This is a genomic window from Streptomyces sp. NPDC041968 (assembly GCF_055589025.1).
The window spans coordinates 342,805-363,541 of record NZ_JBVJCB010000010.1 but is presented as its reverse complement, the minus strand read 5'-3'; the positions used below and the strand labels follow the sequence as shown (position 1 = coordinate 363,541).

At 71.9% G+C, this 20,737-nt stretch carries 20 protein-coding genes and 4 pseudogenes; 10 read left to right on the top strand and 14 right to left on the bottom strand.

What is annotated here, in order from left to right; genetic code table 11:
• Positions 1–100 precede the first annotated feature (100 nt).
• Positions 101–1,615: a glycine betaine/L-proline transporter ProP gene (proP, locus tag ACZ6EG_RS25440; protein WP_391969390.1), complete on the bottom strand. Its 1,515-nt coding sequence runs from the start codon at positions 1,613–1,615 to the stop codon at positions 101–103.
• A gap of 142 nt (positions 1,616–1,757) precedes the next feature.
• Between proP and ACZ6EG_RS25435 the strand changes: the two genes are divergently transcribed.
• Positions 1,758–2,213 carry an RpiB/LacA/LacB family sugar-phosphate isomerase gene (locus ACZ6EG_RS25435; protein ID WP_391969389.1) on the top strand — a complete coding sequence of 152 codons (456 nt, stop codon included), beginning with the start codon at positions 1,758–1,760 and terminating at the stop codon, positions 2,211–2,213.
• Positions 2,214–2,231: 18 nt separating this feature from the next.
• On the opposite strand, the gene rocD is transcribed toward ACZ6EG_RS25435, so the two are convergent.
• The 3 genes from rocD to ACZ6EG_RS25420 form a co-directional block, all read right to left on the bottom strand.
• Positions 2,232–3,452, bottom strand: a complete 1,221-nt coding sequence (gene rocD, locus ACZ6EG_RS25430) for an ornithine--oxo-acid transaminase (protein WP_469607837.1) — start codon at positions 3,450–3,452, stop codon at positions 2,232–2,234.
• Positions 3,449–4,288 carry a dimethylargininase gene (gene ddaH, locus ACZ6EG_RS25425; RefSeq protein ID WP_391969387.1) on the bottom strand — a complete coding sequence of 280 codons (840 nt, stop codon included), beginning with the start codon at positions 4,286–4,288 and terminating at the stop codon, positions 3,449–3,451. Before ddaH ends, rocD begins: the two co-directional genes overlap by 4 nt.
• A 125-nt stretch (positions 4,289–4,413) precedes the next feature.
• Positions 4,414–4,917 (bottom strand): Lrp/AsnC family transcriptional regulator, encoded by a 504-nt coding sequence (locus ACZ6EG_RS25420; RefSeq protein WP_391969386.1) that lies wholly within the window; start codon positions 4,915–4,917, stop codon positions 4,414–4,416.
• A gap of 77 nt (positions 4,918–4,994) precedes the next feature.
• Between ACZ6EG_RS25420 and ACZ6EG_RS25415 the strand changes: the two genes are divergently transcribed.
• From ACZ6EG_RS25415 to ACZ6EG_RS25400, 4 genes are read left to right on the top strand one after another with little or no spacing between them, the layout of a single operon-like run.
• A complete protein-coding gene (locus ACZ6EG_RS25415) occupies positions 4,995–5,753 on the top strand; it encodes a LytR/AlgR family response regulator transcription factor (RefSeq protein ID WP_361010191.1) in 759 nt (252 codons plus the stop codon).
• Between the two features lie 2 nt (positions 5,754–5,755).
• Positions 5,756–6,115, top strand: coding sequence for a hypothetical protein (locus tag ACZ6EG_RS25410; protein WP_391969496.1), 360 nt, complete (start codon positions 5,756–5,758; stop codon positions 6,113–6,115).
• Between the two features lie 16 nt (positions 6,116–6,131).
• On the top strand, positions 6,132–7,862 hold the full coding sequence (locus tag ACZ6EG_RS25405) for a sodium/solute symporter (RefSeq protein ID WP_469607831.1): 1,731 nt from the start codon (positions 6,132–6,134) through the stop codon (positions 7,860–7,862).
• Between the two features lie 8 nt (positions 7,863–7,870).
• Positions 7,871–9,076 (top strand): sensor histidine kinase, encoded by a 1,206-nt coding sequence (locus ACZ6EG_RS25400; RefSeq protein ID WP_391969495.1) that lies wholly within the window; start codon positions 7,871–7,873, stop codon positions 9,074–9,076.
• 24 nt (positions 9,077–9,100) lie between these two features.
• Here ACZ6EG_RS25400 and ACZ6EG_RS25395 read toward each other — a convergent pair whose 3' ends face one another.
• The 5 genes from ACZ6EG_RS25395 to ACZ6EG_RS25375 all read right to left on the bottom strand — a co-directional run bounded on the left by ACZ6EG_RS25395 (position 9,101) and on the right by ACZ6EG_RS25375 (position 13,809).
• A complete protein-coding gene (locus ACZ6EG_RS25395; protein ID WP_019327487.1) occupies positions 9,101–9,271 on the bottom strand; it encodes a membrane protein in 171 nt (56 codons plus the stop codon).
• Positions 9,272–9,362: 91 nt separating this feature from the next.
• A complete protein-coding gene (locus ACZ6EG_RS25390; protein WP_391969384.1) occupies positions 9,363–10,313 on the bottom strand; it encodes a cytochrome c oxidase assembly protein in 951 nt (316 codons plus the stop codon).
• Positions 10,314–10,538: 225 nt separating this feature from the next.
• A complete protein-coding gene (locus tag ACZ6EG_RS25385; RefSeq protein ID WP_391969383.1) occupies positions 10,539–11,564 on the bottom strand; it encodes a 6-phosphofructokinase in 1,026 nt (341 codons plus the stop codon).
• 254 nt (positions 11,565–11,818) lie between these two features.
• The gene (locus tag ACZ6EG_RS25380) at positions 11,819–12,547 is read right to left on the bottom strand and encodes a type 1 glutamine amidotransferase (RefSeq protein WP_356606483.1); all 729 of its coding nucleotides are present in this window, start codon (positions 12,545–12,547) and stop codon (positions 11,819–11,821) included.
• 23 nt (positions 12,548–12,570) lie between these two features.
• Positions 12,571–13,809, bottom strand: coding sequence for a MurT ligase domain-containing protein (locus ACZ6EG_RS25375; protein WP_356606485.1), 1,239 nt, complete (start codon positions 13,807–13,809; stop codon positions 12,571–12,573).
• Positions 13,810–13,977: 168 nt separating this feature from the next.
• Between ACZ6EG_RS25375 and def the strand changes: the two genes are divergently transcribed.
• Positions 13,978–14,517: a peptide deformylase gene (gene def / locus ACZ6EG_RS25370; RefSeq protein WP_391969382.1), complete on the top strand. Its 540-nt coding sequence runs from the start codon at positions 13,978–13,980 to the stop codon at positions 14,515–14,517.
• 86 nt (positions 14,518–14,603) lie between these two features.
• On the opposite strand, the gene ACZ6EG_RS25365 is transcribed toward def, so the two are convergent.
• Entirely contained in the window at positions 14,604–15,260 is a 657-nt protein-coding gene (locus tag ACZ6EG_RS25365; protein ID WP_356606489.1) for a TetR/AcrR family transcriptional regulator, read from the bottom strand.
• 169 nt (positions 15,261–15,429) lie between these two features.
• Between ACZ6EG_RS25365 and ACZ6EG_RS25360 the strand changes: the two genes are divergently transcribed.
• Positions 15,430–16,656: an acyl-CoA dehydrogenase family protein gene (locus ACZ6EG_RS25360; RefSeq protein ID WP_391969381.1), complete on the top strand. Its 1,227-nt coding sequence runs from the start codon at positions 15,430–15,432 to the stop codon at positions 16,654–16,656.
• 25 nt (positions 16,657–16,681) lie between these two features.
• Here ACZ6EG_RS25360 and ACZ6EG_RS25355 read toward each other — a convergent pair.
• A pseudogene (locus ACZ6EG_RS25355) lies at positions 16,682–17,254 on the bottom strand (IS5 family transposase); the annotation flags it as partial.
• 27 nt (positions 17,255–17,281) lie between these two features.
• Here ACZ6EG_RS25355 and ACZ6EG_RS25350 point away from each other — a divergent pair.
• From ACZ6EG_RS25350 to ACZ6EG_RS25340, 3 genes and pseudogenes are all read left to right on the top strand, one after another.
• Positions 17,282–17,426: pseudogene (locus tag ACZ6EG_RS25350) on the top strand (IS5/IS1182 family transposase); the annotation flags it as partial.
• Positions 17,427–17,635: 209 nt separating this feature from the next.
• Positions 17,636–17,791: a hypothetical protein gene (locus tag ACZ6EG_RS25345; protein ID WP_158102172.1), complete on the top strand. Its 156-nt coding sequence runs from the start codon at positions 17,636–17,638 to the stop codon at positions 17,789–17,791.
• 598 nt (positions 17,792–18,389) lie between these two features.
• Positions 18,390–18,755, top strand: coding sequence for a hypothetical protein (locus ACZ6EG_RS25340; protein WP_086741343.1), 366 nt, complete (start codon positions 18,390–18,392; stop codon positions 18,753–18,755).
• Here the strand turns inward: ACZ6EG_RS25340 and ACZ6EG_RS25335 are convergent.
• The 3 genes and pseudogenes from ACZ6EG_RS25335 to ACZ6EG_RS25325 form a co-directional block, all read right to left on the bottom strand.
• Positions 18,749–19,036: pseudogene (locus ACZ6EG_RS25335) on the bottom strand (transposase); the annotation flags it as partial. The gene ACZ6EG_RS25340 and the pseudogene ACZ6EG_RS25335 sit on opposite strands and share 7 nt — an antisense overlap.
• A 26-nt stretch (positions 19,037–19,062) precedes the next feature.
• Positions 19,063–19,230 (bottom strand): annotated as a pseudogene (locus ACZ6EG_RS25330) (helicase associated domain-containing protein); the annotation flags it as partial.
• Between the two features lie 253 nt (positions 19,231–19,483).
• On the bottom strand, positions 19,484–20,704 hold the full coding sequence (locus tag ACZ6EG_RS25325; RefSeq protein WP_391969379.1) for a cytochrome P450: 1,221 nt from the start codon (positions 20,702–20,704) through the stop codon (positions 19,484–19,486).
• Positions 20,705–20,737 lie beyond the last annotated feature (33 nt).

Genomic DNA, 20,737 nt, shown 5'->3' with positions numbered 1-20,737 from the left:
CAGCTCGGACGCTGAGGCCCGCCCGGGGCACGGCCGACGGGGAACTCCGGGCCGGCCGCCGCGACGGTCGGCGCACACGGACACCGCGACGGCCGGAGCGTCAGAACTTCGGGGTCGGCGCCTGCGCCTCCACCAGCTCCGCCGCCTCCTCGTCGGTCTGCACCGCGGGAGGGGAGCCCTCGAGGGGCTGCTGGGCCGTCTCCTTCATGCAGGCCACCGCCACGACGCCGACCAGGGCCGCGGCCATCGCGTAGTAGGCGGGCATCATGTCGGAGCCGGTCACGCCGATCAGCGCCGTGATCACCAGCGGCGTCGTGCCGCCGAACAGGGAAGCCGACAGGTTGTAGCCGACCGAGAGGGACCCGTACCGCACGTTCGTCGGGAACATCGCGGGCAGCGCCGCCGACATGGTGCCCAGCAGGCACACCAGGGACAGGCCGAGCATCAGCATGCCGGCCGAGACGGCGAGCAGGCTGCCCTCCTGCACCAGCACGAAGGCCGGCGCGGACAGGACGAGGAAGCCGATCATGCCGGTCATCAGCAGCGGTTTGCGGCCGAAGCGGTCGGACAGCCGGCCCACCTGGTTGATGATCAGCATCAGCAGCACCATGGTGGCCACCAGGATCATCAGTCCGTGGCTCTCGCTGTAGTGCAGCTCGTCCGACAGGTACGTCGGCATGTACGACAGCAGCATGTAGTCGGTGATGTTGTACGCGCCCACGAGCGCGATGCACAGGAACAGCGCCCGCCAGTGCGTGCGGAAGATCTTCGCGAGGTCGCCCCGTGCGGTCGTCTCCACCGCGTTCGCCGCCTCCGAGAGGTGGACGTTGGAGTCCTCCAGCTTCAGGAAGGCGGGCGTGTCGTCCAGCTTCAGCCGCAGGTAGATGCCGACGACGCCGAGCGGCGCGGCGACCAGGAACGGGATGCGCCAGCCCCAGGCGTCCATGGTGTCGCTGCCGAGCCAGGCCGTCAGCGCGGTCACCAGGCTCGCGGCGCCGGTGTACCCGGCCAGCGTGCCCAGCTCCAGGAAGCTGCCGAAGAACCCGCGCCGCTTGTCGGGCGCGTACTCGGCGATGAAGGTGGAGGCGCCACCGTACTCGCCGCCGGTCGAGAAGCCCTGGAGCAGGCGGAAGACGATCAGCAGGACCGGGGCCCAGAAGCCGATGGAGTCGTAGCTCGGGATGAGCCCGATGGCGGCCGTGCCGATCGCCATGAGGATCATCGTCAGCGCGAGCACCTTCTTGCGGCCGACCTTGTCACCCATCGGCCCGAAGACCATGCCGCCGATCGGCCGCACCAGGAACGCCACGGCGAACGTGGCGAACGAGGAGAGCAACTGCGCCGTGTCACTACCCGACGGGAAGAAGACACGACCGATGGTGCCCGCCAGGTAGGCGTAGATGCCGAAGTCGAACCACTCCATGGCATTGCCCAGCGAGGCGGCCTTCACGGCGCGCCTGACCGCGGCCTCGTCGGTGACGGTGATGTCCGACCGGCGCAGTCGGGGGTTCTGCCGACGTCTGATGGCCCGGAACAGGGCGGGGTGGCGGCGGACCGCCGCGGCGTCGGATTCCTGGCCGTTGTCGTTGGGGGACGTGGCGGCCTCCCTTTCCACGCAGGAACCCCGGACGGGGAAACTGCTCGGTCGTACGATTCTCAGGTCGTACCATTCCCTCGATCATGCTGCGTATGGCCGTGACCTCGGTCATGCGGTTGGGCCGATGAGGTGAGCGGGGCGCGCTGAGTAGGCTTCGCCCATGCGGATCTCCGTCTCCTCCGACATGGACGAACCCGTGGCCCGGCTCCTCGTCGAGGAGCTGCGCGGACGCGGCCACGAGGTGCTCGCGCACGGCGCCCTGAGCCCGGGGGCCGACACCCGGTGGGCGGTGTGTTCCGCGCGTGCGGCGCGCGAGGTCGCCGACGGCACGGCCGATCAGGCGGTGGTGTGCTGCTGGACCGGCACCGGCGCGTCCATCGCGGCCAACAAGGTGCCGGGCGTACGGGCGGCCCTGTGCACCGACGCCTGTACGGCGGACGGCGCCCGCCGCTGGAACGACGCCAACGTCCTCGCCCTCAGCCTGCGGCTGACCTCGGGGCCGCTGCTGGGCGAGATCCTCGACGCCTGGTTCGCGGGCGCGCCCAGCGAGGACGCCGAGGACCGGGACGGTGTGACGCAGGTGGAGCGGCTCGACGAGGGTCGAGCCGCTCCCTGACCTCCCCGGGCGCCCCGCTCAGGAGGTCAGCACCTTCTCCAGCGTCCCGAGCGCTGCCTCCAGCTCCGCACCGGTGACGGTCAGCGGCGGGGCAAGGCGGATGGTCGAGCCGTGGGTGTCCTTGACGAGGACGCCCTCGCGCATCAGCCGCTCGCTGACCTCACGCCCGGTGCCCAGCGCCGGGTCGACGTCGACGCCCGCCCACAGCCCGCGCGCACGGAATCCGACGACGCCCTTGTCGACCAGGGCGGCGAGGCCCTCCCGCAGCACCGCCCCCAGCTCGGTAGCCCGGCGCTGGAACTCGCCCGTCTCCAGCAGCTCCACCACCGCCGTGCCGACCGCGGCGGCCAGCGGGTTGCCGCCGAAGGTCGAGCCGTGCTCGCCCGGACGCAGCACCCCGAGCACCTCCCGGCTGCCGACCACCGCCGACACCGGCACGATCCCGCCGCCCAGCGCCTTGCCGAGCAGCACCAGGTCCGGCACGACCGGCTCGTGCTCGACGGCCAGCGTGCGCCCCGTACGGCCGAGTCCGGACTGGATCTCGTCCGCGACGAACAGGCACCCCTCGCGGCGGGTCAGCTCCCGCACACCGGCCAGGTAGCCGTCGTCCGGGATGTTCACCCCCGCCTCGCCCTGGATGGGCTCGATCAGCACGGCCGCCGTCGTCTCGTCGACCGCCGCCTCCAGCGCCGCCAGGTCGTTGTACGGCACGATCCGGAAGCCGGGGGCGAAGGGGCCGAAGCCCGAGCGGGCCGTCTCGTCCGTGGAGAAGCCCACGATCGTCGTCGTACGGCCGTGGAAGTTGTCCGCCGCGACCACGATCGTCGCCCGGTCCCGCGGGACGCCCTTCACGTCGTAGGCCCACTTGCGGGCCACCTTGATGCCGCTCTCCACCGCCTCGGCGCCGGTGTTCATCGGCAGCACCATGTCGGTGCCGGTGAGCGCGGCCAGCCGCTCGGCGAAGGAGGCGAGCCGGTCGTTGTGGAAGGCCCGCGAGGTGAGCGTGAGCCGGTCCAGCTGGCGGTGGGCCGCCTCGACCAGCGCCGGGTGGCGGTGGCCGAAGTTGAGCGCCGAGTACCCCGCCAGCATGTCCAGGTAGCGGCGCCCCTCCACGTCCTCGACCCAGGCGCCCTCCGCGCGGGCCACGACGACGGGCAGCGGGTGGTAGTTGTGCGCGAGGACGGGCTCCTCGGCGCGGATCAGCTCTTCGGAGCCGCGGGTGCGGGCGGGTGCGGTCATGGGCGGATCTCCCGGATCTCCTGGGTGCAGCACTTGATGCCGCCTCCGGCCTTGTGGAACTCGGACAGGTCGACGGGTACGGGGACGTAACCGAGGCCGGCCAGCCGATCGGCGAGTCCCCGCGCCCCGGGCGAGAGGAACACGTGCCGTCCGTCGGAGACGGAATTGAGCCCGAAGGCCAGGGCGTCCTCGCGGGTGGCGAGCACCGCGTCCGGGTAGAGCCGCTCCAGCACCTCACGACTGCCGGGCGAGAACGCCCCGGGGTAGTAGGCGACGTTCCCGGCGCCCCCGTCGCCTGTGTCGTCGAGCACGAACAGCGCCGTGTCCAGGTGGTAGAAGTACGGGTCCACCAGCGTCAGCGAGATCACCGGCACACCGAAGAACTCCTGCGCCTCGCGGTGCGCCTCACGCGTGGTGCGAAAGCCCGTACCGGCAAGGATCCAGCGACCGGCCGGCACCAGGTCGCCCTCGCCCTCGCAGACCGCCTCGGGCTGGTGCACCTCGAAGCCCTCCGTCTTGAACCACGTCGCGTACGGCACGGACTCGGGACGGCGCTCGGGGGCGTGGAAGCGGGAGCCGAACACCCGGCCCTCGACGACGACCGCGGAGTTCGCGGCGAAGACCATGTCGGGCAGGCCCGACACCGGCTGCACGGTGTGCACGGTGTGGCCGTGCACGCGGTAGGCGTCGACCAGCGCCTGCCACTGGTCCAGGGCGCGGATGACGTCGACGGGCCGGCCGGTGCTCATCCACGGGTTGATCGCATACTGCACGGCGAAGTGTCTGGGTTCGCAGAGCAGGAAGCGCCGCCGGCGCGGCACACGGGAGTCGGGCACAGAGGGGTACCTCCGTTCCTCACGGTGTGTGACGAGGGGTTGACACCACGGTAGGAAGTGACGAGCCCGCCCGACAAGCGCGGAAAGCTGCGCGTTCCCGCAGCAATGCTGCGTTGTCCCCCCGGTCAGCGCATGTCCGCTGCGTCCTGTGCGGCGGGCAGGCCCGCGCCGGCCTCCGGACTGTCCGGGATCAGGTGGGACAGCACCATCACACTGATCGTCTTGCGGATGAACGGCTCGGCGCGGATCCGTTCCAGGACCTCCTCGAAGTGCTCCACGTCCCGCGCCCGCACGTGCAGCAGGGCGTCGGCGCCCCCGGTCACCGTCATCGCCGCCGTGATCTCCGGATAGCCGCGCGCCACCTCCGCCAGCCGCCGCGGCGGCGCCGCGCCCTCGCAGTACACCTCCACGTACGCCTCGGTCCGCCAGCCCAGCGCGGAGGGCCGCACCGTCGCGGTGAACCCGGTGATCACGCCGGTCTCGCGCAACCGGTCCACCCGGCGCTTGACCGCCGTCGAGGACAGTCCGACCGCCGCGCCGATCTCGGCGAAGGAGGACCTGGCGTTCGCCGTCAGGGCGGTGACGATCTTCCGGTCGAGTTCGTCGAACGGGGTGGGCCTGCTGCTCATGCGGGCACTGTATCCAGCGGATACGTCCCTGTCGGGCCCGTGTTCAGGCGTACGGATCGCCCCTACACTCCAGCCTCATGCTGCGCGCCCTGGCTGTCGACGACGAACGCCCCTCGCTCGAGGAACTCGTGTACCTGCTGAACGCCGATCCCCGCATCGGTACGGCGGAGGGCGCGGGCGACGCGACCGAGGCGCTGCGCCGCATCAACCGGGCCCTGGAGTCGGGCCCGGACGGTCCGGACGCCATCGACGTCGTCTTCCTCGACATCCAGATGCCCGGCCTCGACGGGCTGGACCTCGCCCGGCTGCTGACCGGCTTCGCCCGGCCGCCGCTGGTCGTCTTCGTCACCGCGCACGAGGACTTCGCGGTACAGGCCTTCGACCTCAAGGCCGTCGACTACGTCCTCAAGCCCGTCCGCCGGGAACGGCTCGCCGAGGCGGTCCGCCGCGCCGCGGAACAGCGGGGCACCCCGGCCCCCGCCCCGCGCGTGCCCGTGCACGAACCCGACCCCGGCCACATCACGGTGGAACTCGGCGGCGTCACCCGCTTCGTCCCCGTCGAGGACATCACCCACGTCGAGGCCCAGGGCGACTACGCCCGCCTGCACACCGGCCGGGGCAGCCACCTCGTCCGCATCCCCCTGTCCACCCTGGAGGAACGCTGGCGCGCCCGCGGCTTCGTCCGCATCCACCGCCGCCACCTCGTCGCCCTGCACCACATAGGCGAACTACGCCTGGACGCGGGCAGCGTCAGCGTCCTGGTCGGCACCGAGGAACTCCAGGTCAGCCGGCGCCACGCCCGCGAACTGCGGGACCTGCTCATGCGGAGGCCGTGACCGTGCCCCAGGACCCCACCGACCGCCGCGTCACCGTCACGGGACCACCCCGGCGCGCCCCCGGCGCCTCGGGCTACTACCGTCCGCGTACCGAGATCGACGAGCAGACCACCCTCGGGCACACCTACGTCCGCTCCCTCATGCGCAGCCAGCTGCGCGCCGGCCTCGCCGCCTTCGCGGTCCTCGGGCTCCTCGTCGGGCCGCTGCCCCTGCTGTTCGCGGCGATGCCGGACGCCCACGGCCTGGAATGGGCCGTCCTCGGCTTCGGCCTGTACGCCCCGCTCGTCCTCCTCGCCCGCTGGTACGTCCGCCGCGCCGAGCGCAACGAACGCGACTTCGTGCGCCTCGTCGAGGACCGCTGACCGTCCCCGAGGAACCGTGAACAGCACCTACGCCATACCCGCCGTCGCCCTCGTCGTCGTCTCGACCGTCCTCGTCGGCGCCTTCGGCCTGCGCATCTCCCGCACCACCTCGGACTTCTACGTCGCCTCCCGCACGGTCGGCCCCCGCCTCAACGCCGCCGCCATCAGCGGCGAGTACCTCTCCGCCGCCTCCTTCCTCGGCATCGCCGGCCTGGTCCTCGTCCAGGGCCCCGACATGCTCTGGTACCCGGTCGGTTACACCGCCGGCTACCTGGTCCTGCTGCTCTTCGTCGCCGCCCCGCTGCGCCGCTCCGGCGCCTACACGCTGCCCGACTTCGCCGAGGCCCGGCTCGCCTCCCAGGGCGTACGACGCCTCGCGGGCGCCTTCGTCGTCGGCGTCGGCTGGCTGTACCTGCTGCCCCAGCTCCAGGGCGCCGGACTGACCCTGACCGTGCTCAGCGACGCGCCCGACTGGCTCGGCGGAGTGATCGTCGCCGTCGTCGTCACGGCCATCGTCGCCGCCGGCGGCATGCGCAGCATCACCTTCGTCCAGGCCTTCCAGTACTGGCTCAAGCTCACCGCCCTGCTCGTCCCCGCCCTCTTCCTGGTGCTCGCCTGGCAGGGCGACGGCGCCCCCGGCCGCCCCTTCGAGGAACCGGCCACCTTCCGCGAGCAGCGCTCCGTGCGGGTCGAGGACAGTCTCACCCTCAAACTCGACGAGCCGCTGAGCGTCACCGTGGACGGCACCGTCGACGGCCGCGCCCACGACGGCGTCCCGACCGTCCTCCCGGCCGGCACCCGGCACATCGAGGCCGGCACCCGCCTCACCTTCGCCCGCGGCACCTCCGTCCCGGCCGCCGGACGCGGCGCCGACGACGCCCTGTCGCCCTCCCGGGCCGAGAGCCGCACGGAACGCCCGCTGTACGCCACGTACGGCCTGATCCTCGCCACCTTCCTGGGCACCATGGGCCTCCCGCACGTCGTGGTCCGCTTCTACACCAGCCCGCACGGCGTCGCCGCCCGCCGCACCACCGTCGCCGTCCTCGGTCTGATCGGCGCCTTCTACCTGCTGCCGCCCGTCTACGGCGCCCTGGGCCGCCTGTACGCACCCGAGCTGACCCTCACCGGTGACGCCGACGCCGCCGTCCTGCTGCTGCCCGACCGGGTGATCGGGGGAGTGGGCGGCGACCTGCTCGGGGCCCTGGTCGCGGGCGGTGCCTTCGCCGCGTTCCTGTCCACCGCGTCGGGACTCACCATGGCCGTCGCCGGCGTCCTCACCCAGGACGTGCTGCCGTCCCGCGCGGTCCGGCACTTCCGGCTCGGCACCGTCCTCGCCATGGCCGTGCCGCTGGCGGCGAGCGCCCTCGTCGGCGGGCTGCCGGTGGCCGACGCGGTGGGTCTCGCCTTCGCGGTGTCCGCCTCGTCGTTCTGCCCGCTGCTCGTCCTCGGCATCTGGTGGCGGCGCCTGACCCCGCCCGGCGCGGCGGCCGGGATGCTGGTGGGCGGCGGCTCCGCGCTGCTCGCCGTCGCCGCCACCATGGGCGGCTTCCCCGGCGGCGGCGGGGCGCTGCACGCGCTGCTGGCCTGGCCGGCGCTGTGGTCGGTGCCGCTGGGCTTCCTCACCATGGTGCTGGTGTCGCTGGCCACCCCGGGCCGGGTGCCGGCCGGGACGGCGGCGATCCTGGCCCGCTTCCACCTGCCGGAAGAGCTGCACGCCGACGGACTGCGCAAGGAGGCGAACCCGTGAGCGACTCCGTGAGCGGTTTCCTGGCGGGACTGGCCGTCGCCGTGCTGCCCCTGCTGGCCGCGGGCTTCTGGCTGGGCCGGCGCACGGCCCGCCCGCGGCACCTGGGCGGGCTCGGCACCCCGGTCGAGCACGCCACCTTCCAGACCCTGCACACCGCCTCCCTGGCCACACCCCCGCTGCGGGCCGGCCTCACCGAGGAGACGGCCGGCAAGTCGGCCCGCAAGCTGCGCTCCCTGCTCGGCACCGACGCGCTGTGCCTGACCGACCTCAAGGAGGTGCTGGTCTGGGACGGCGTCGGAGCCCACCACCGGGCCGAGATCATGGAGCGCCTCGCGGGTCCGCTGGAGACCGGCCGCGGGGAGGCCTTCCCGCTCACCTGCGACACCCCCGACTGCTCGGTGCGCTGGGCGGTGGTCGCCCCGCTCACCGTCGACGACCGGGTGCACGGCGCCCTGGTCGCCTGCGCGCCCCGCGAGTCCGCCGTCCTGGTCCGGGCGGCCGGCGAGGTCGCCCGCTGGGTCTCCGTCCAGCTGGAGCTGGCCGACCTCGACCAGTCCCGCACCCGGCTCATCGAGGCCGAGATCAAGGCGTTGCGGGCCCAGATCTCCCCGCACTTCATCTTCAACTCGCTCGCGGTGATCGCGTCCTTCGTCCGCACCGACCCCGAGCGCGCCCGCGAGCTGCTGCTGGAGTTCGCCGACTTCACCCGCTACTCGTTCCGCCGGCACGGCGACTTCACGACCCTCGCCGACGAGCTGCACGCCATCGACCACTACCTGGCGCTGGTGCGGGCCCGCTTCGGCGACCGGCTCGCGGTCACCCTCCAGGTCGCGCCCGAGGTGCTGCCGGTCGCCCTGCCCTTCCTCTGCCTCCAGCCCCTCGTCGAGAACGCCGTCAAGCACGGCCTTGAGGGCAAGGCCGACCGCTGCCGCATCCAGATCACCGCGCAGGACGCGGGCGCGGAGGCCCTGGTCGTCATCGAGGATGACGGCGCCGGAATGGACCCCGACCTGCTGCGCCGCATCCTCGCGCGCGAAGTCAGCCCGTCGGGCGGCATCGGGCTGTCCAACGTCGACGACCGGCTCCGCCAGGTCTACGGAGACGACCACGGCCTCGTCATCGAGACGGCCGTCGGCGCGGGCATGAAGATCACCGTCCGGCTGCCGAAGTACCAGCCGGGCGTGCACTCGGCGGGCCGGCTCGGCCGCGAGTGAGTCGTCCTGCGCCCCGTGCGGGGCTCAGGCGCTGCGGGTGGCCACCATTCCCACGGTGATCAGGCCCAGCACGACCCAGCCGAACCACAGCCAGCCGTTGCTCCCGAGCGCCACCGTGTAGGCCGTCACCGCGACCAGGCCGCCGATGGTGAGCGCCCCCATCGTCTTCGTGGAACTGTCCGTGGAACCGGGCATCGCGACACCCTCCTCGTGGTCCGTTCCCTCCATGGTGCCCCGGTTCGGGCCGGAGGGGACTCGGACGGCGAGAAAGGTGCCCGTCCCGGACTCAGCCGCCGCGGGTGTTCAGCGAGGCCAGGTAGGCGTTGTACGCCTCCAGCTCCTTGTCGCCGTTGCGGTCGGCGGCGCGGTCGGTGCGCCGGGCCTGCCGCTCCTCCGAGGCGTACCACTGGAACAACAGGGCGAGCAGCACCAGCACGGAGGGCACCTCGCTGAAGGCCCAGGCGATGCCACCGGCCGCGTTCTGGTCCGAGAGCGCGTCGATGCCGAGCGAGGCGGGCGGGTTCTGGAAGGTCTCGACCATGGGCGAGGACGCCATCATCAGCGCGATGCCGAAGAACGCGTGGAACGGCATGCCGGCGAACAGTTCCAGCATCCGCATCAGGTAGCCCGGCCGGTGCGGGCCCGGGTCCACCCCCATGATCGGCCAGAAGAACACCACGCCCACGGCGAGGAAGTGCACCATCATCGCGATGTGCCCGGCCTGGGAGCCCATCAGGAAGTCGAAGAGGGGGGTGAAGTACAGCGCGTACAGGCTCGCGATGAACAGGGGGATGGTGAACGCGGGGTGGGTGATGATCCGCATGTAGCGGCTGTGCAGCAGCATCAGCAGCAGCTCGCGGAGGCCCTTGCGGCCACGACCGGCCGTCGGCAGCGCGCGCAGGGCCAGCGTGATGGGGGCCCCGAGCAGCAGCAGGATCGGCGACACCATGCTGATGATCATGTGCTGCACCATGTGCACGCTGAACATGACCATGCCGTAGTCGTTGAGCTTGGTGCACATCATCAGCCCGATGCTCAGCACCCCGACGACGAAGGACACGGTCCGTCCCACCGGCCACCTGTCGCCGCGCCGGGTCAGCCGCAGCACGCCCCAGCCGTACAGCGCGAGCCCCAGGAGGCAGGCGACGAGGAAGAAGGGGTCCGCCGACCAGGCGAGCCCTCGCCCCAGCGTGAACGGCGGCAGATCCATCGTCATGCCGTGCCCGCTGTGATCCATCCGCCGGCTCCTGTTTCGTGGGGGTTGAGCGCGGTTGAACGCCGCTTGTCCGGAAGCAAGCGTAGAACCGCCCCCGGCCGCTGTTGCGACCGGGGGCGGTGAAGCGTCCCGTAGGGGCGCGGGGCTGTACCGATGCGCGGCTCCGCCGCGTGGGCGCGACCGGCCGTCCACGGCCCGGAGCCCGCGACGAACCGGTGGGCCCGAGCGCTCAGCGGCCCCGCACACTCACAGCACGCACTCCGCCTCCGCGTACCGCGCGTCCGGCACCGTCTTCAGCGACTCGACCGCGTCGGCGAGCGGCACCATCGTGATGTCCGTACCGCGCAGCGCCGTCATCATCCCGAACTCCCCGCGGTGCACGGCCTCCACCGCGTGCCAGCCGAACCGGGTCGCCAGCACCCGGTCGTAGGCGGTGGGCGTCCCGCCCCGCTGGACGTGCCCGAGGATCACCGGCCGGGCCTCCTTGCCGAGCCGCTCCTCCAGCTCGATCGAGAGCTGGCGGGCGATCCCGGCGAAGCGCTCGTGGCCGTAGACGTCCTTGCCGCCCTCGTCGAAGTCCATGCTTCCGGCCTTCGGCTTGGCGCCCTCCGCGGCCACCACGATCGCGAACCGCTTGCCCGCCGAGAAGCGCTCGCCGACCTTGGCGGCCAGCTCCTCGATGTCGAAGGGCCGCTCCGGGACGACGACGGCGTGGGCGCCCGCCGCCATGCCCGAGTGCAGCGCGATCCAGCCGGTGTGGCGCCCCATGACCTCGACGATCAGCACCCGCTGGTGGGACTCGGCGGTGGTCTTCAGCCGGTCCAGGGCCTCCGTGGCGACGGTGACGGCCGTGTCGAAGCCGAACGTGACGTCGGTGACCGCTATGTCGTTGTCGATGGTCTTCGGCACGCCCACGATCGGCAGACCGCCGTCGGACAGCAGCCGGGCCGCCTTGAGGGTGCCTTCGCCGCCGATCGGGATGATCGCGTCCAGGCCGAGTTCCTCGACGTGCCCCCGGGCGCGCTCCACCCCGTCCCGCAGATGCTCGGGACGGACCCGGGACGAGCCGAGGATGGTGCCGCCGCGGGCCAGGATGCCGGCGACCGCGTCCAGGTCGAGCTTGAGGTAGTCGCACTCCAGGAGGCCCTTCCAGCCGTCCCGGAAGCCGATGACCTCGTCGCCGTGGTCGACGACGGCACGGTGCACGACGGACCGGATGACGGCGTTCAGGCCGGGGCAGTCGCCGCCGGAGGTGAGGACACCAATGCGCATAGCCCGAAATACCTTCTCAAGTGGCACGGGTCCGGACCGCGCTGTCCGGCTCGATCCCCGCCACCCTAGCGGCATCGGAGGGCGGGACCGAACCGTGCGTCCGCCTACTGGACGTGCCCGCTCACCTGTGCGGATGACCCATCAGACGGGCCGTCCGCACCGTCCCGGCGCATGTGCTACGCAGGCTGCTGCGCCGCAGTGTCTACGCAGGCTGCTGCGCCGCAGTGTCTACGCAGGCTGCTGCGCCACAGTGTCTACGCAGGCTGCTGCGCCGCCGCGATGCGCTCGTTGCGGAGCGCCTCGTACCAGCGGTCGTCGGTCGGCGGCAGCGCGTTCACGTCGAGGGCCAGCTTCAGCAGCAGGTCCGCGATCAGCGGGTTGCGGGCCAGCACCGGGCCGTGCATGTACGTACCGAAGACCGTGTCGTTGTACGCGCCTTCCGTGCCGTCCCCCGTGCCGTTGCCGTTGCCGAAGCGGACCTGGGCGAGCGGACGGGCACTGGGGCCCAGATGGGTGACGCCCTGGTGGTTCTCGAAGCCGGTCAGCGGGGGCAGGCCGAGGCGCGGGTCGATGTCGCCGAGGACGTCGCCGACGCACCGCGCGCCCTCACCGCGCGTGGAGACCACGTCGAGCAGGCCGAGGCCCGGCTCGCGCTGGCCCAGGTCGTTGATGAACTCGTGGCCCAGGATCTGGTACCCGGCGCAGACGGAGAAGACGATCGCGCCGTTCGCCACCGCCCGGTGCAGGCCGCCGTCGCGGCGCAGCCGCTCGGCCGCCAGCCGCTGCGGACGGTCCTCGCCGCCGCCGATCAGGTAGATGTCGCCGGAGGTCGGGATCGGCTGGTCGCTGCGCACGTCGAGCCGGGCCACGTCGAGGCCGCGCTGGCGGGCCCGGCGCTCCACGACGAGGGCGTTGCCCTGGTCGCCGTAGGTGCTGAGGAGGTCCGGGTAGATCCAGACGATCCGCAGTTGGTTGTCGCTCACGAAAGTCCCCTGAAGTCTCGCGGTCAGTTGCCGACGCGGCGGCGCAGGTCCTGGAAGGCGGTGTAGTTGGCGATGACCTCGATCCGGCCCGGCGGGCACAGCTGGATCGCCTGGTCGAGGTCCTCGCACACCTGGAACTGCTGGTTCGCGACCTCCAGCCGCACCGCGAGGTCCAGCTTCCGGTCGCCGATCACGCAGATCGGGTGACCGGTCAGCCGGGTGTAGTCCACGTCCCACAGCCAGGAGGTGTCGGTGCCGTCGGCGCCGCGCGCGTTCACCGAGAGGATCACCGGGGTGGGCGGCGGGTCGATCAGGGAGAAGGTCTCCAGCCAGCCCGCCGGGTTCTTGGCGAGCAGCAGACGCAGGTCGCGCCCCTGGAACTGCACGACGTCGTAGCGTCCGGCGACCGCCTGCACCTGGTACATCCGCTCCAGTGCGACCTGCGGCGGCACCCCGAAGACGGCGGCGACGGCGGCCGAGGAGGCGGCGTTGGCCTTGTTGGCGCGGCCCGGCAGCTGGAGGTGGATGGGCCAGGCGGAGCCGTGCGGGTCCAGGACGTGGTCGCCGGACAGGGCCCAGCTCGGCGTCGGACGCCGGAAGCCGCACTCGCCGCAGAACCAGTCGTCCCCCGGACGCTGCATCACGCCGCCGCAGGACGGGCAGGACCAGGCGTCGTCCTTCCACATCTGCCCGGCGGCGACCCAGATGACGTTGGGGGAGGAGGACGCGGCCCACACCACCAGCGGGTCGTCGGCGTTGGCGACGATCACGGCCTTCGAACCGGCGAGGCCCTCGCGCCAGTTCTCGGCGAGCATCCGGGTCTCGGCGGCGCGGTCGAGCTGGTCGCGGGAGAGGTTGAGCAGCGCGATGCACTTGGGGTCGGTGTCCCGGGCGACCCCCGCGAGGTACTTCTCGTCGACCTCGATGACACCGAACCGGGCCTCCGAACCGCCCGCGAGCGCCGAGGTGATGCCGGCCGGCATGTTGGCGCCGAGCGCGTTGGACACGACCGGACCGGCCGCCTTGAGCGCCTCGGCGATGAGCCGGGTGGTGGTGGTCTTGCCGTTGGTCGCCGAGACCAGCGTCACATCAAGGTGCTGGGCGAGCCGGGCGAGAAGGTCGGGATCGAGTCTCAGCGCGACCTTGCCGCCGATCACCGAACCGCTGCCGCGCCCCGCGGCGCGCGAAGCCGCCGCGACCGCTTTGCCCGCGGTCACGGCGATCTTGGCCCGGGGCGTGAGCGGGTCCGAGTTGCCTGCCATCAGTTCTCGATCCTCCTTGCGTACGCGCCGCGCCTGAAGCCTGACGGCCACGTGGTGTGGACCTCAGCCTATCGAGATCCGTTCGCACTCCCGAATCGCGGCACCGGCCACGGGTTCCGGCGGTGGGCGCGAGCCGCCGGGGGACACAGGGACCTTACTCTTGCCGCCATGCGACACGGCTCCATCCCGGGCGCCCACGGGCGCGTCCGGCCCCTCGGCATCCTCGGCGACCCCGTCCTGCACGCGCCCTGCGAGGAGGTGACGGACTTCGGTCCGGAACTCGCGGCGCTCGTGGAGGACTTGTTCGCGACCATGTACGCCGCCCACGGAGTGGGTCTGGCGGCGAACCAGATCGGCGAGCCGCTCCGCGTCTTCGTGTACGACTGCCCGGACGACGAGGACGAGCGTCACCTCGGCCACGTGGTGAACCCCCGGCTCGTCGAGACCGGCGGGGTGGTGGTGCGCGGGCCGGAGGGCTGTCTGTCGCTGCCGGGGCTGGAGGCGGGCACGGAGCGCGCGGACGAGGCGGTCGTGTCCGGCTTCACGGCGACCGGGCAGCCGGTCACCGTACGCGGGACGGGGTTCTTCGCCCGGTGCCTCCAGCACGAGTGCGACCACCTGGAGGGCGGCCTCTACGTCGACCGCCTCACGGGGTGGCGCAGGCGCAAGGTGCTCCGGCAGGCCGCCCGGGCGTCCTGGAGCCGCTGAGGCGCCCCGGGGGTTCCCCGGTCCCGCCCGCGGGTTCCGCCCGTGCTCTCCGCGGCCGTGGACCGGGCCGACGGGGCCGCGGGGCTTCAGAAGCCGGGCCCGCCCACCTTGTCGCCGGCCGCGGCCAGCCGGCCCCACAGCAGGTCGGCGAGGCTACGTACCAAGTCGGCGCGGGAACAGGGCCGTTCGCCCAGCCACCAGTCGCCGGCCGCGTGCATCATGCCGACGATGCCGTGCCCCCACACGCGGGACAGCTGCCGGCTGTCCGGCCCCATGTCGAGGCGCTCCTCGATGACCGTGCCCAGTTCCTCGCCCATGCGGCGCAGCAGCGGCGCCGAGTGCTTGCCGACGTCGAAACCCTGCTCGGCCTGGTCGCCCGGCGCGGTGGCTCCCTCCGCCGGATGCATCAGGAAGCGGTACACCTGCGGGCGTGCCTCGATGGCCGCCAGATAGGTGTCCAGCGTGGCCTCGACGCGGTCCCGGCGGTCCGCCGGAGCGTCCAGGGCGGCCCGCAGCGAGGAGAGGAGGGCGTCCGTGTGCCGCTGCGCGAGGGCGGCGTAGAGTCCGCCCTTGTCGCCGAAGTGGCGGTAGAGGATCGGCTTGGTGATGCCGGCCTCGGCGGCGATGGCGTTCATCGATGCCTGCGGTCCGTCGCGCAGCACCACCCGGTCGGCGGCCTCCAGCAGCTCGCGCCGTCTGCGGTCGGCGGACCGCTGCTGATCGGTGCGCTGCGTGGTGTTCATGTGCTCTCCCCACCCGTGCTGGTTCGGTGACGCCTGCGCAAACTAACACCCACGGGACACCGCACATCGAACGGGAGGGCGACGGGTCCCCGGGAGTTGACTTTTCTTACCCGTCGGTAACAGACTCGTGTTACCGCAAGTAACACGCAGGTGCGTCACTGGAGGGGACATGGCCGAGTTCACCATGGAGCTGAGCGACGAACAGAAGGAGGTCCGGGACTGGCTGCACGGCTTCGCCGCCGACGTCATCCGCCCCGCGGCCGCCGAATGGGACGAGCGCGAGGAGACTCCCTGGCCGGTCATCCAGGAGGCCGCCAAGGTCGGCATCTACTCCCTCGACTTCTACGCCCAGCAGTACTTCGACTCCACCGGCCTCGGCATCCCCATGGCGATGGAGGAGCTGTTCTGGGGCGACGCGGGCATCGCCCTGTCCATCGTCGGCACCGGCCTCGCCGCCGTCGGCGTCCTCGCCAACGGCACCGAGGAGCAGATCGGCACCTGGATCCCCCAGATGTACGGCGATGCCAACGACGTGAAGGTCGCCGCCTTCTGCTCCTCCGAGCCCGACGCCGGCTCCGACGTCGCCTCCATGCGCACGCGCGCGGTGTACGACGAGGCCAAGGACGAGTGGGTGCTCAACGGCACCAAGACCTGGGCCACCAACGGCGGCATCGCCAACGTCCACGTCGTGGTCGCGGTCGTCGACGCGGAGCTGGGTTCCAAGGGCCACGCCTCCTTCATCATCCCGCCGGCCACCCCGGGTCTGTCCCAGGGGCAGAAGTTCAAGAAGCACGGCATCCGCGCCTCGCACACCGCCGAGGTCGTCCTGGAGAACGTACGGGTCCCCGGTCACTGCCTGCTCGGCGGCAAGGAGAAGCTCGACGCGCGGCTGGCCCGGGCCCGGGAGAAGGCCAGGAAGGGCGGCGAGCGCGTCAAGAACGCCGCCATGGCCACCTTCGAGGCCTCCCGTCCGGCGGTCGGCGCGATGGCGGTGGGCACCGCCCGCGCCGCGTACGAGGTGGCCCTGGAGTACGCGCAGACCCGCGAGCAGTTCGGGCGGCCCATCATCGACAACCAGGGCATCGCCTTCCAGCTCGCGGACATGCGGACGTCCATCGACGCCGCGCGGCTGCTGGTGTGGCGGGCCTCGTGGATGGCGATCAACGGCAAGCCGTTCACGGCGGCCGAGGGATCGATGTCCAAGCTGTTCGCGAGCGAGACGGCCAAGAAGGTGACCGCCCAGGCGGTCCAGATCCTCGGCGGCAACGGCTACACGCGGGAGTACCCGGTGGAGCGGATGCACCGGGACTCCGCGATCTACACCATCTTCGAGGGCACGAGCGAGATCCAGCGGCTGGTCATCGCGCGGACCCTGGCGGGGATGCCGATCCGCTAGGTAGCGTCTTGTCGATCACGCTTCGAGCCAGCTGAGTGTGCTGCTTGAGGCGGTGGAAGCAGCGTTCGACGACGTTGCGGCGTCGGCCCGCGAGCTGGTCGACGCGTTCGGGGATGGTCGCTTCGATTCCGCGTCTGCGCAGGTAGGCGCGGAAGGAGCGGGCCGGGTAGCCCTTGTCGGCGACCACCCGCTCCGGGTGGACGCGGGGCCGTCCCGGTCCGGGCCGGGTGACGCGGATCTTGTCGATGACCGTCTCGGCCTGGGTGCAGTCGTTGCGGGTGCCGGCCGTGACCGTGAAGGACAACGGCCGGCCCCGCCCGTCGCAGGCCAGGTGGGTCTTGCTGGTCAGTCCGCCGCGGGAGCGTCCGAGCCCACGCTCATCGAGCCCCCTGTGGCGGCCGTGTGCTGAGGGGCCCGCACGCTCGTGGAGTCCTGCGCGGAACTTGGACACGATGCCCTCCAGGCCCTGGCGATGATCGCGCCACCTGCCCCGGGCCCGGCCCGCTGGCGGCAACAACGGCTCGATCACCGACCATGCGGCGTCAGATACTCCCCATCCCTCACGACCAGTCCAACCATCGGATGATCGGAAAGACATCCCTAGGCCGCTCTGTACGCTGCTTCGCGCTGCGCCGTGGACGGCTTGCACATCCGGTACCTCAAAGGGGGATCACGTCGGCCCCTCACCCGTCGACCGGGCCCGTCCCGGCTCCAAGCACCGCCCGCTCGTCGACCGTCACGGAACCCCGCTCGCCGTCGCGCTCACCGGGAGGCCCGGCAAGCGGCTGAGGCCACCGGCCCTGGAATCCGTCGCACGGAACCGTGAGCGCATGGCCCAGTCAGGCCGGGACGGATGCAAGGAAGTGGGTGGTTGTGACATTTGAGGCCGAGCGCACGTCGTGTGGGGTGCAAACGACGGGCGGGGTACGGTTCGAGTCGGACAGCGCTCCGGCCGGTAAGCGAGTGGGAGGGAGGCCAGGTGGCAGAGCGGTACCGCGTGGAGTGGACCTACGAGGGCAGCTCGATGGCGTCCTACGACACCTATGACCTTGTCGGCGCCGAACGCTACATGTCCAGGGTCATGGAGGACCCGATCGCCGAGGACGTCAGGATCGTCGAGGCCGAGCCCGAATAGCGGGCGGGCCTCGACGCGCGGCGTCGGCCAGCGCCTGACAGGTGCCATGGCAGGTCGGACTTCATGCGATTCAGGATCCGGTGATGGCGACGAACACGGACTCTGCGGTAGAGCGGCCATCACCGCCGACACGAGGGGACGTCCTTCGCCCGCTCGTAGCGGTCGCCCACGCCCCGCTACTCAACGGGCTTCTGTGCAGTCGCCTTGTCGGGCTCGCCCCGGAAGCGTTCGGCGGGAGTGCGCCTGCCCTGGCGGAAAGCGGCGAGACCGGCGTCGAAACCTATCGCGGATCCCACGAACAGAACCGACTCGTCGCACCCCACGAAGATGCTTCCTCCACCCCGGGTGCCGGCTGGCCACACACAGATTCCGAGTCCGTCGGGCAACTCCCGTACCGTGAGCGCTCCAGCAGTGCCGAGCTCCCCAAAGAGCGTCGCTGCTATGCGTGCCAGGCGATGGATATCCATGTCACACTCCCCTTCGTTCCACCCGGAACGCACCTTCTCACGGGCAAGGCAGAGTGCCTGGTCGCGTCACCTGCTCGGCGCCTGCCCTTGAACCTTCCGCATTCTGAACAAGTAAGCTAAAGGAGCTGGTTGTGGATGCCGCCACGGCTCGATTCATAGCGACGGTCGCGGCTCTGCCGCCCCAGACTCTCGCCGCCGCGTTCGACCACGCCGTCAGCCGGCGTCGGCAGGGCGGCCGTGAGGCAAGCCGCGCCCTCCGGCTCTCCGCATCAGAAAACTCCGAGCTCGACCACGCCGTCCGGTCGGCGCTGCTTCCGCGCAGTGAGGAACTCAATGCATACCGCGCGGGACTCCACTCGGACGCCAAGTCCGTCTGCGTGATCGCAGCCAAGGCCGTACGGAAACCCGCCACGCTCCCAGCCGAGCAGTACGCCCTGCTCACCGCCCCGTTCACAGCCGTCGGCGTCGCAGTCCCCCGCCACCATGCCACCTACTGAGGTTCCCAGGGTGGGGTCGGTGGTGCGAGGGTCAGGCCGGTGGCGGTGAGGCAGCCGTCGATCAGGTGTGGCCGGAGCTGGATCCTGCGTAACTCCCGGCGGAGTGTGCGGTCGAGGGCGTCGGGTGTGTCGAAGGCGGTGTTGGCCATGGCCCCGCGTACCAGTGACCAGAGGACCTCAACGGGATTCAGGTCGGGTGCACACGGCGGGAGGCGAACGGTGGTGAGCAAGTCATGCTCGGCCTCGTACCGTTTCAGCCCGGCCGCCAGGTGGGTGTTGAGTTTGTGAAGCTGCAAACTCGGCGCTCCTACGCCCACTCCACGCCCAGCTCCCGGAGTGCGTCGAGCTGTTCGGCGCTGAGTCTGCTTCGCCTCGACTTGGTGTTCGATACCCACACGCCGAGTTTCACGGTCACCGGGGCCGCCTCGCCGTCGACCGTGATCTCTTCGCTGTGGCCGCGCGGTACAGGCCGGTGGGGAGGCAACCCGTACGAGGGACTCGAGCCGCCGACTCGCCCTGGCCAGCACACTCATCTGGCTCGAAGCATGATCGACAAGACGCTACCTAGGGCCCGTCGGACAACGCGCGTCGTCGCCCGGTGGGCCGGAAATCGCCAGCCAGGCCCCGAGGGCCGAAGGCGTCGCGGCCCGCGGGCGGGCCCGCCGGGGAGGACATCCCGGCGGGCCCGCCCGTCGGTTCCGTGGCGGCCTGGGCGGCCCGGCGGTCGCTCACCACGTCACCGGCAGCGCCTCGGGACCGCGGATCAGGGTGCCCTTCCGGAAGGGCACGTCCGGCGGCGCCACCGCGAGCCGCAGGCCCGGCAGGCGGTCCAGGAGGGTGCCGACCAGCAGTTCCGACTCCAACCGGACCAGCGCGCCGCCCGGGCAGGCGTGCGGGCCGAGACCGAAGGACGCGTGCGGGTTGGGGGCGCGGGCGAAGTCGATCGTGTCCGGGTCGGGGAAGACCGCCGGGTCGCGGTTGGCGGCCAGGTACGACACGTACACCGCGTCGCCCGCCCGGATCCGGACCCCCCTGGTCTCCACGTCCTCCAGGGCGATCCGGGACAGCCCGACCGCGTTGCGGTGAGGGATCCAGCGCAGCATCTCGTCGACGGCCCCGGGCCGGATCTCCGGCCCGGCGCGCAGGCGTTCGGCGAGTTCGGGCCGGGTCAGCAGCAGGTAGAGCATCTGTCCGCTGTTGTGGGTGACCGCCTCACCGCCGAGCTGGAGCACCACGGCCAGCCCCACCGCTTCCTCGGTCGTGATCTCGCCCCTGCCCACGGCGGCGCCCAGCAGCGAGGTGACGTCCTCGCCGGTGCCGTCGGACCGGGCTCCGATCAGGTCGGCGAAGTAGGCGCCCACCTCCTGTTTGGCCCGCTCGCTGACCTCCGCGCCGTGCGACGAGGAGAGGATCAGCCCGGTCCAGGTGTGCATGCCGGGCCGGTCGGGGCCGGGAATGCCCATCAGCTCGCAGAGCACCGCCACGGGGAAGGGTCTCAGCACCGCCTCGGTGAGGTCGGCCGGCGGACCGGCCCGCAGCATGGCGTCGACCAGTTCGTCGAGCATGCCGCGCGCCCGGTCGCGCAGGCGCTCCACGCCCCGGGCCGTGAAAGCGGCGGCCACCGCCCCGCGCAGCCGGGTGTGGTCCGGCGGGTCGAGGAAACCGACCGCGCCGCGCGCCGGGACGAAGTGCGGGGCGAACCGGGTGACCCGCCGGTCCACGACGGCCTCACGGCCGAACCGGGGATCGGTGGCGACCATCCGGACGTCCTCGTGGCGGGTCACGAGCCAGGCCCAGCCCTCACCGTCGGGCAGCGAGACGCGGGTGACGGGCCCCTCGCGCATCAGCTCGCGCAGGACGGGGTCGAAGTCGGTGCCGGGCAGGTCGAGAGCCGGCCAGTCGCGGACGGGCGGGGCGCTCCCGGCCCGGTCGAGGATCTCTTCGCTCACGCTTGCCTCACGCCGTTCTGCCTCGGCCGGAGG

What these genes read in the sequence shown, in the direction of transcription:
- ACZ6EG_RS25390 (WP_391969384.1), bottom strand. Translation starts at nt 10,313, where the DNA reads ATGGATCACAGCGGGCACGGCATGACGATGGATCTGCCGCCGTTCACG.
- ACZ6EG_RS25375 (WP_356606485.1), bottom strand. Translation starts at nt 13,809, where the DNA reads ATGGCAGGCAACTCGGACCCGCTCACGCCCCGGGCCAAGATCGCCGTG.
- ACZ6EG_RS25395 (WP_019327487.1), bottom strand. Translation starts at nt 9,271, where the DNA reads ATGCCCGGTTCCACGGACAGTTCCACGAAGACGATGGGGGCGCTCACC.
- ACZ6EG_RS25385 (WP_391969383.1), bottom strand. Translation starts at nt 11,564, where the DNA reads ATGCGCATTGGTGTCCTCACCTCCGGCGGCGACTGCCCCGGCCTGAAC.
- def (WP_391969382.1), top strand. Translation starts at nt 13,978, where the DNA reads ATGCGACACGGCTCCATCCCGGGCGCCCACGGGCGCGTCCGGCCCCTC.
- ACZ6EG_RS25420 (WP_391969386.1), bottom strand. Translation starts at nt 4,917, where the DNA reads ATGAGCAGCAGGCCCACCCCGTTCGACGAACTCGACCGGAAGATCGTC.
- rocD (WP_469607837.1), bottom strand. Translation starts at nt 3,452, where the DNA reads ATGACCGCACCCGCCCGCACCCGCGGCTCCGAAGAGCTGATCCGCGCC.
- ACZ6EG_RS25435 (WP_391969389.1), top strand. Translation starts at nt 1,758, where the DNA reads ATGCGGATCTCCGTCTCCTCCGACATGGACGAACCCGTGGCCCGGCTC.
- ACZ6EG_RS25365 (WP_356606489.1), bottom strand. Translation starts at nt 15,260, where the DNA reads ATGAACACCACGCAGCGCACCGATCAGCAGCGGTCCGCCGACCGCAGA.
- ACZ6EG_RS25415 (WP_361010191.1), top strand. Translation starts at nt 4,995, where the DNA reads ATGCTGCGCGCCCTGGCTGTCGACGACGAACGCCCCTCGCTCGAGGAA.
- ACZ6EG_RS25360 (WP_391969381.1), top strand. Translation starts at nt 15,430, where the DNA reads ATGGCCGAGTTCACCATGGAGCTGAGCGACGAACAGAAGGAGGTCCGG.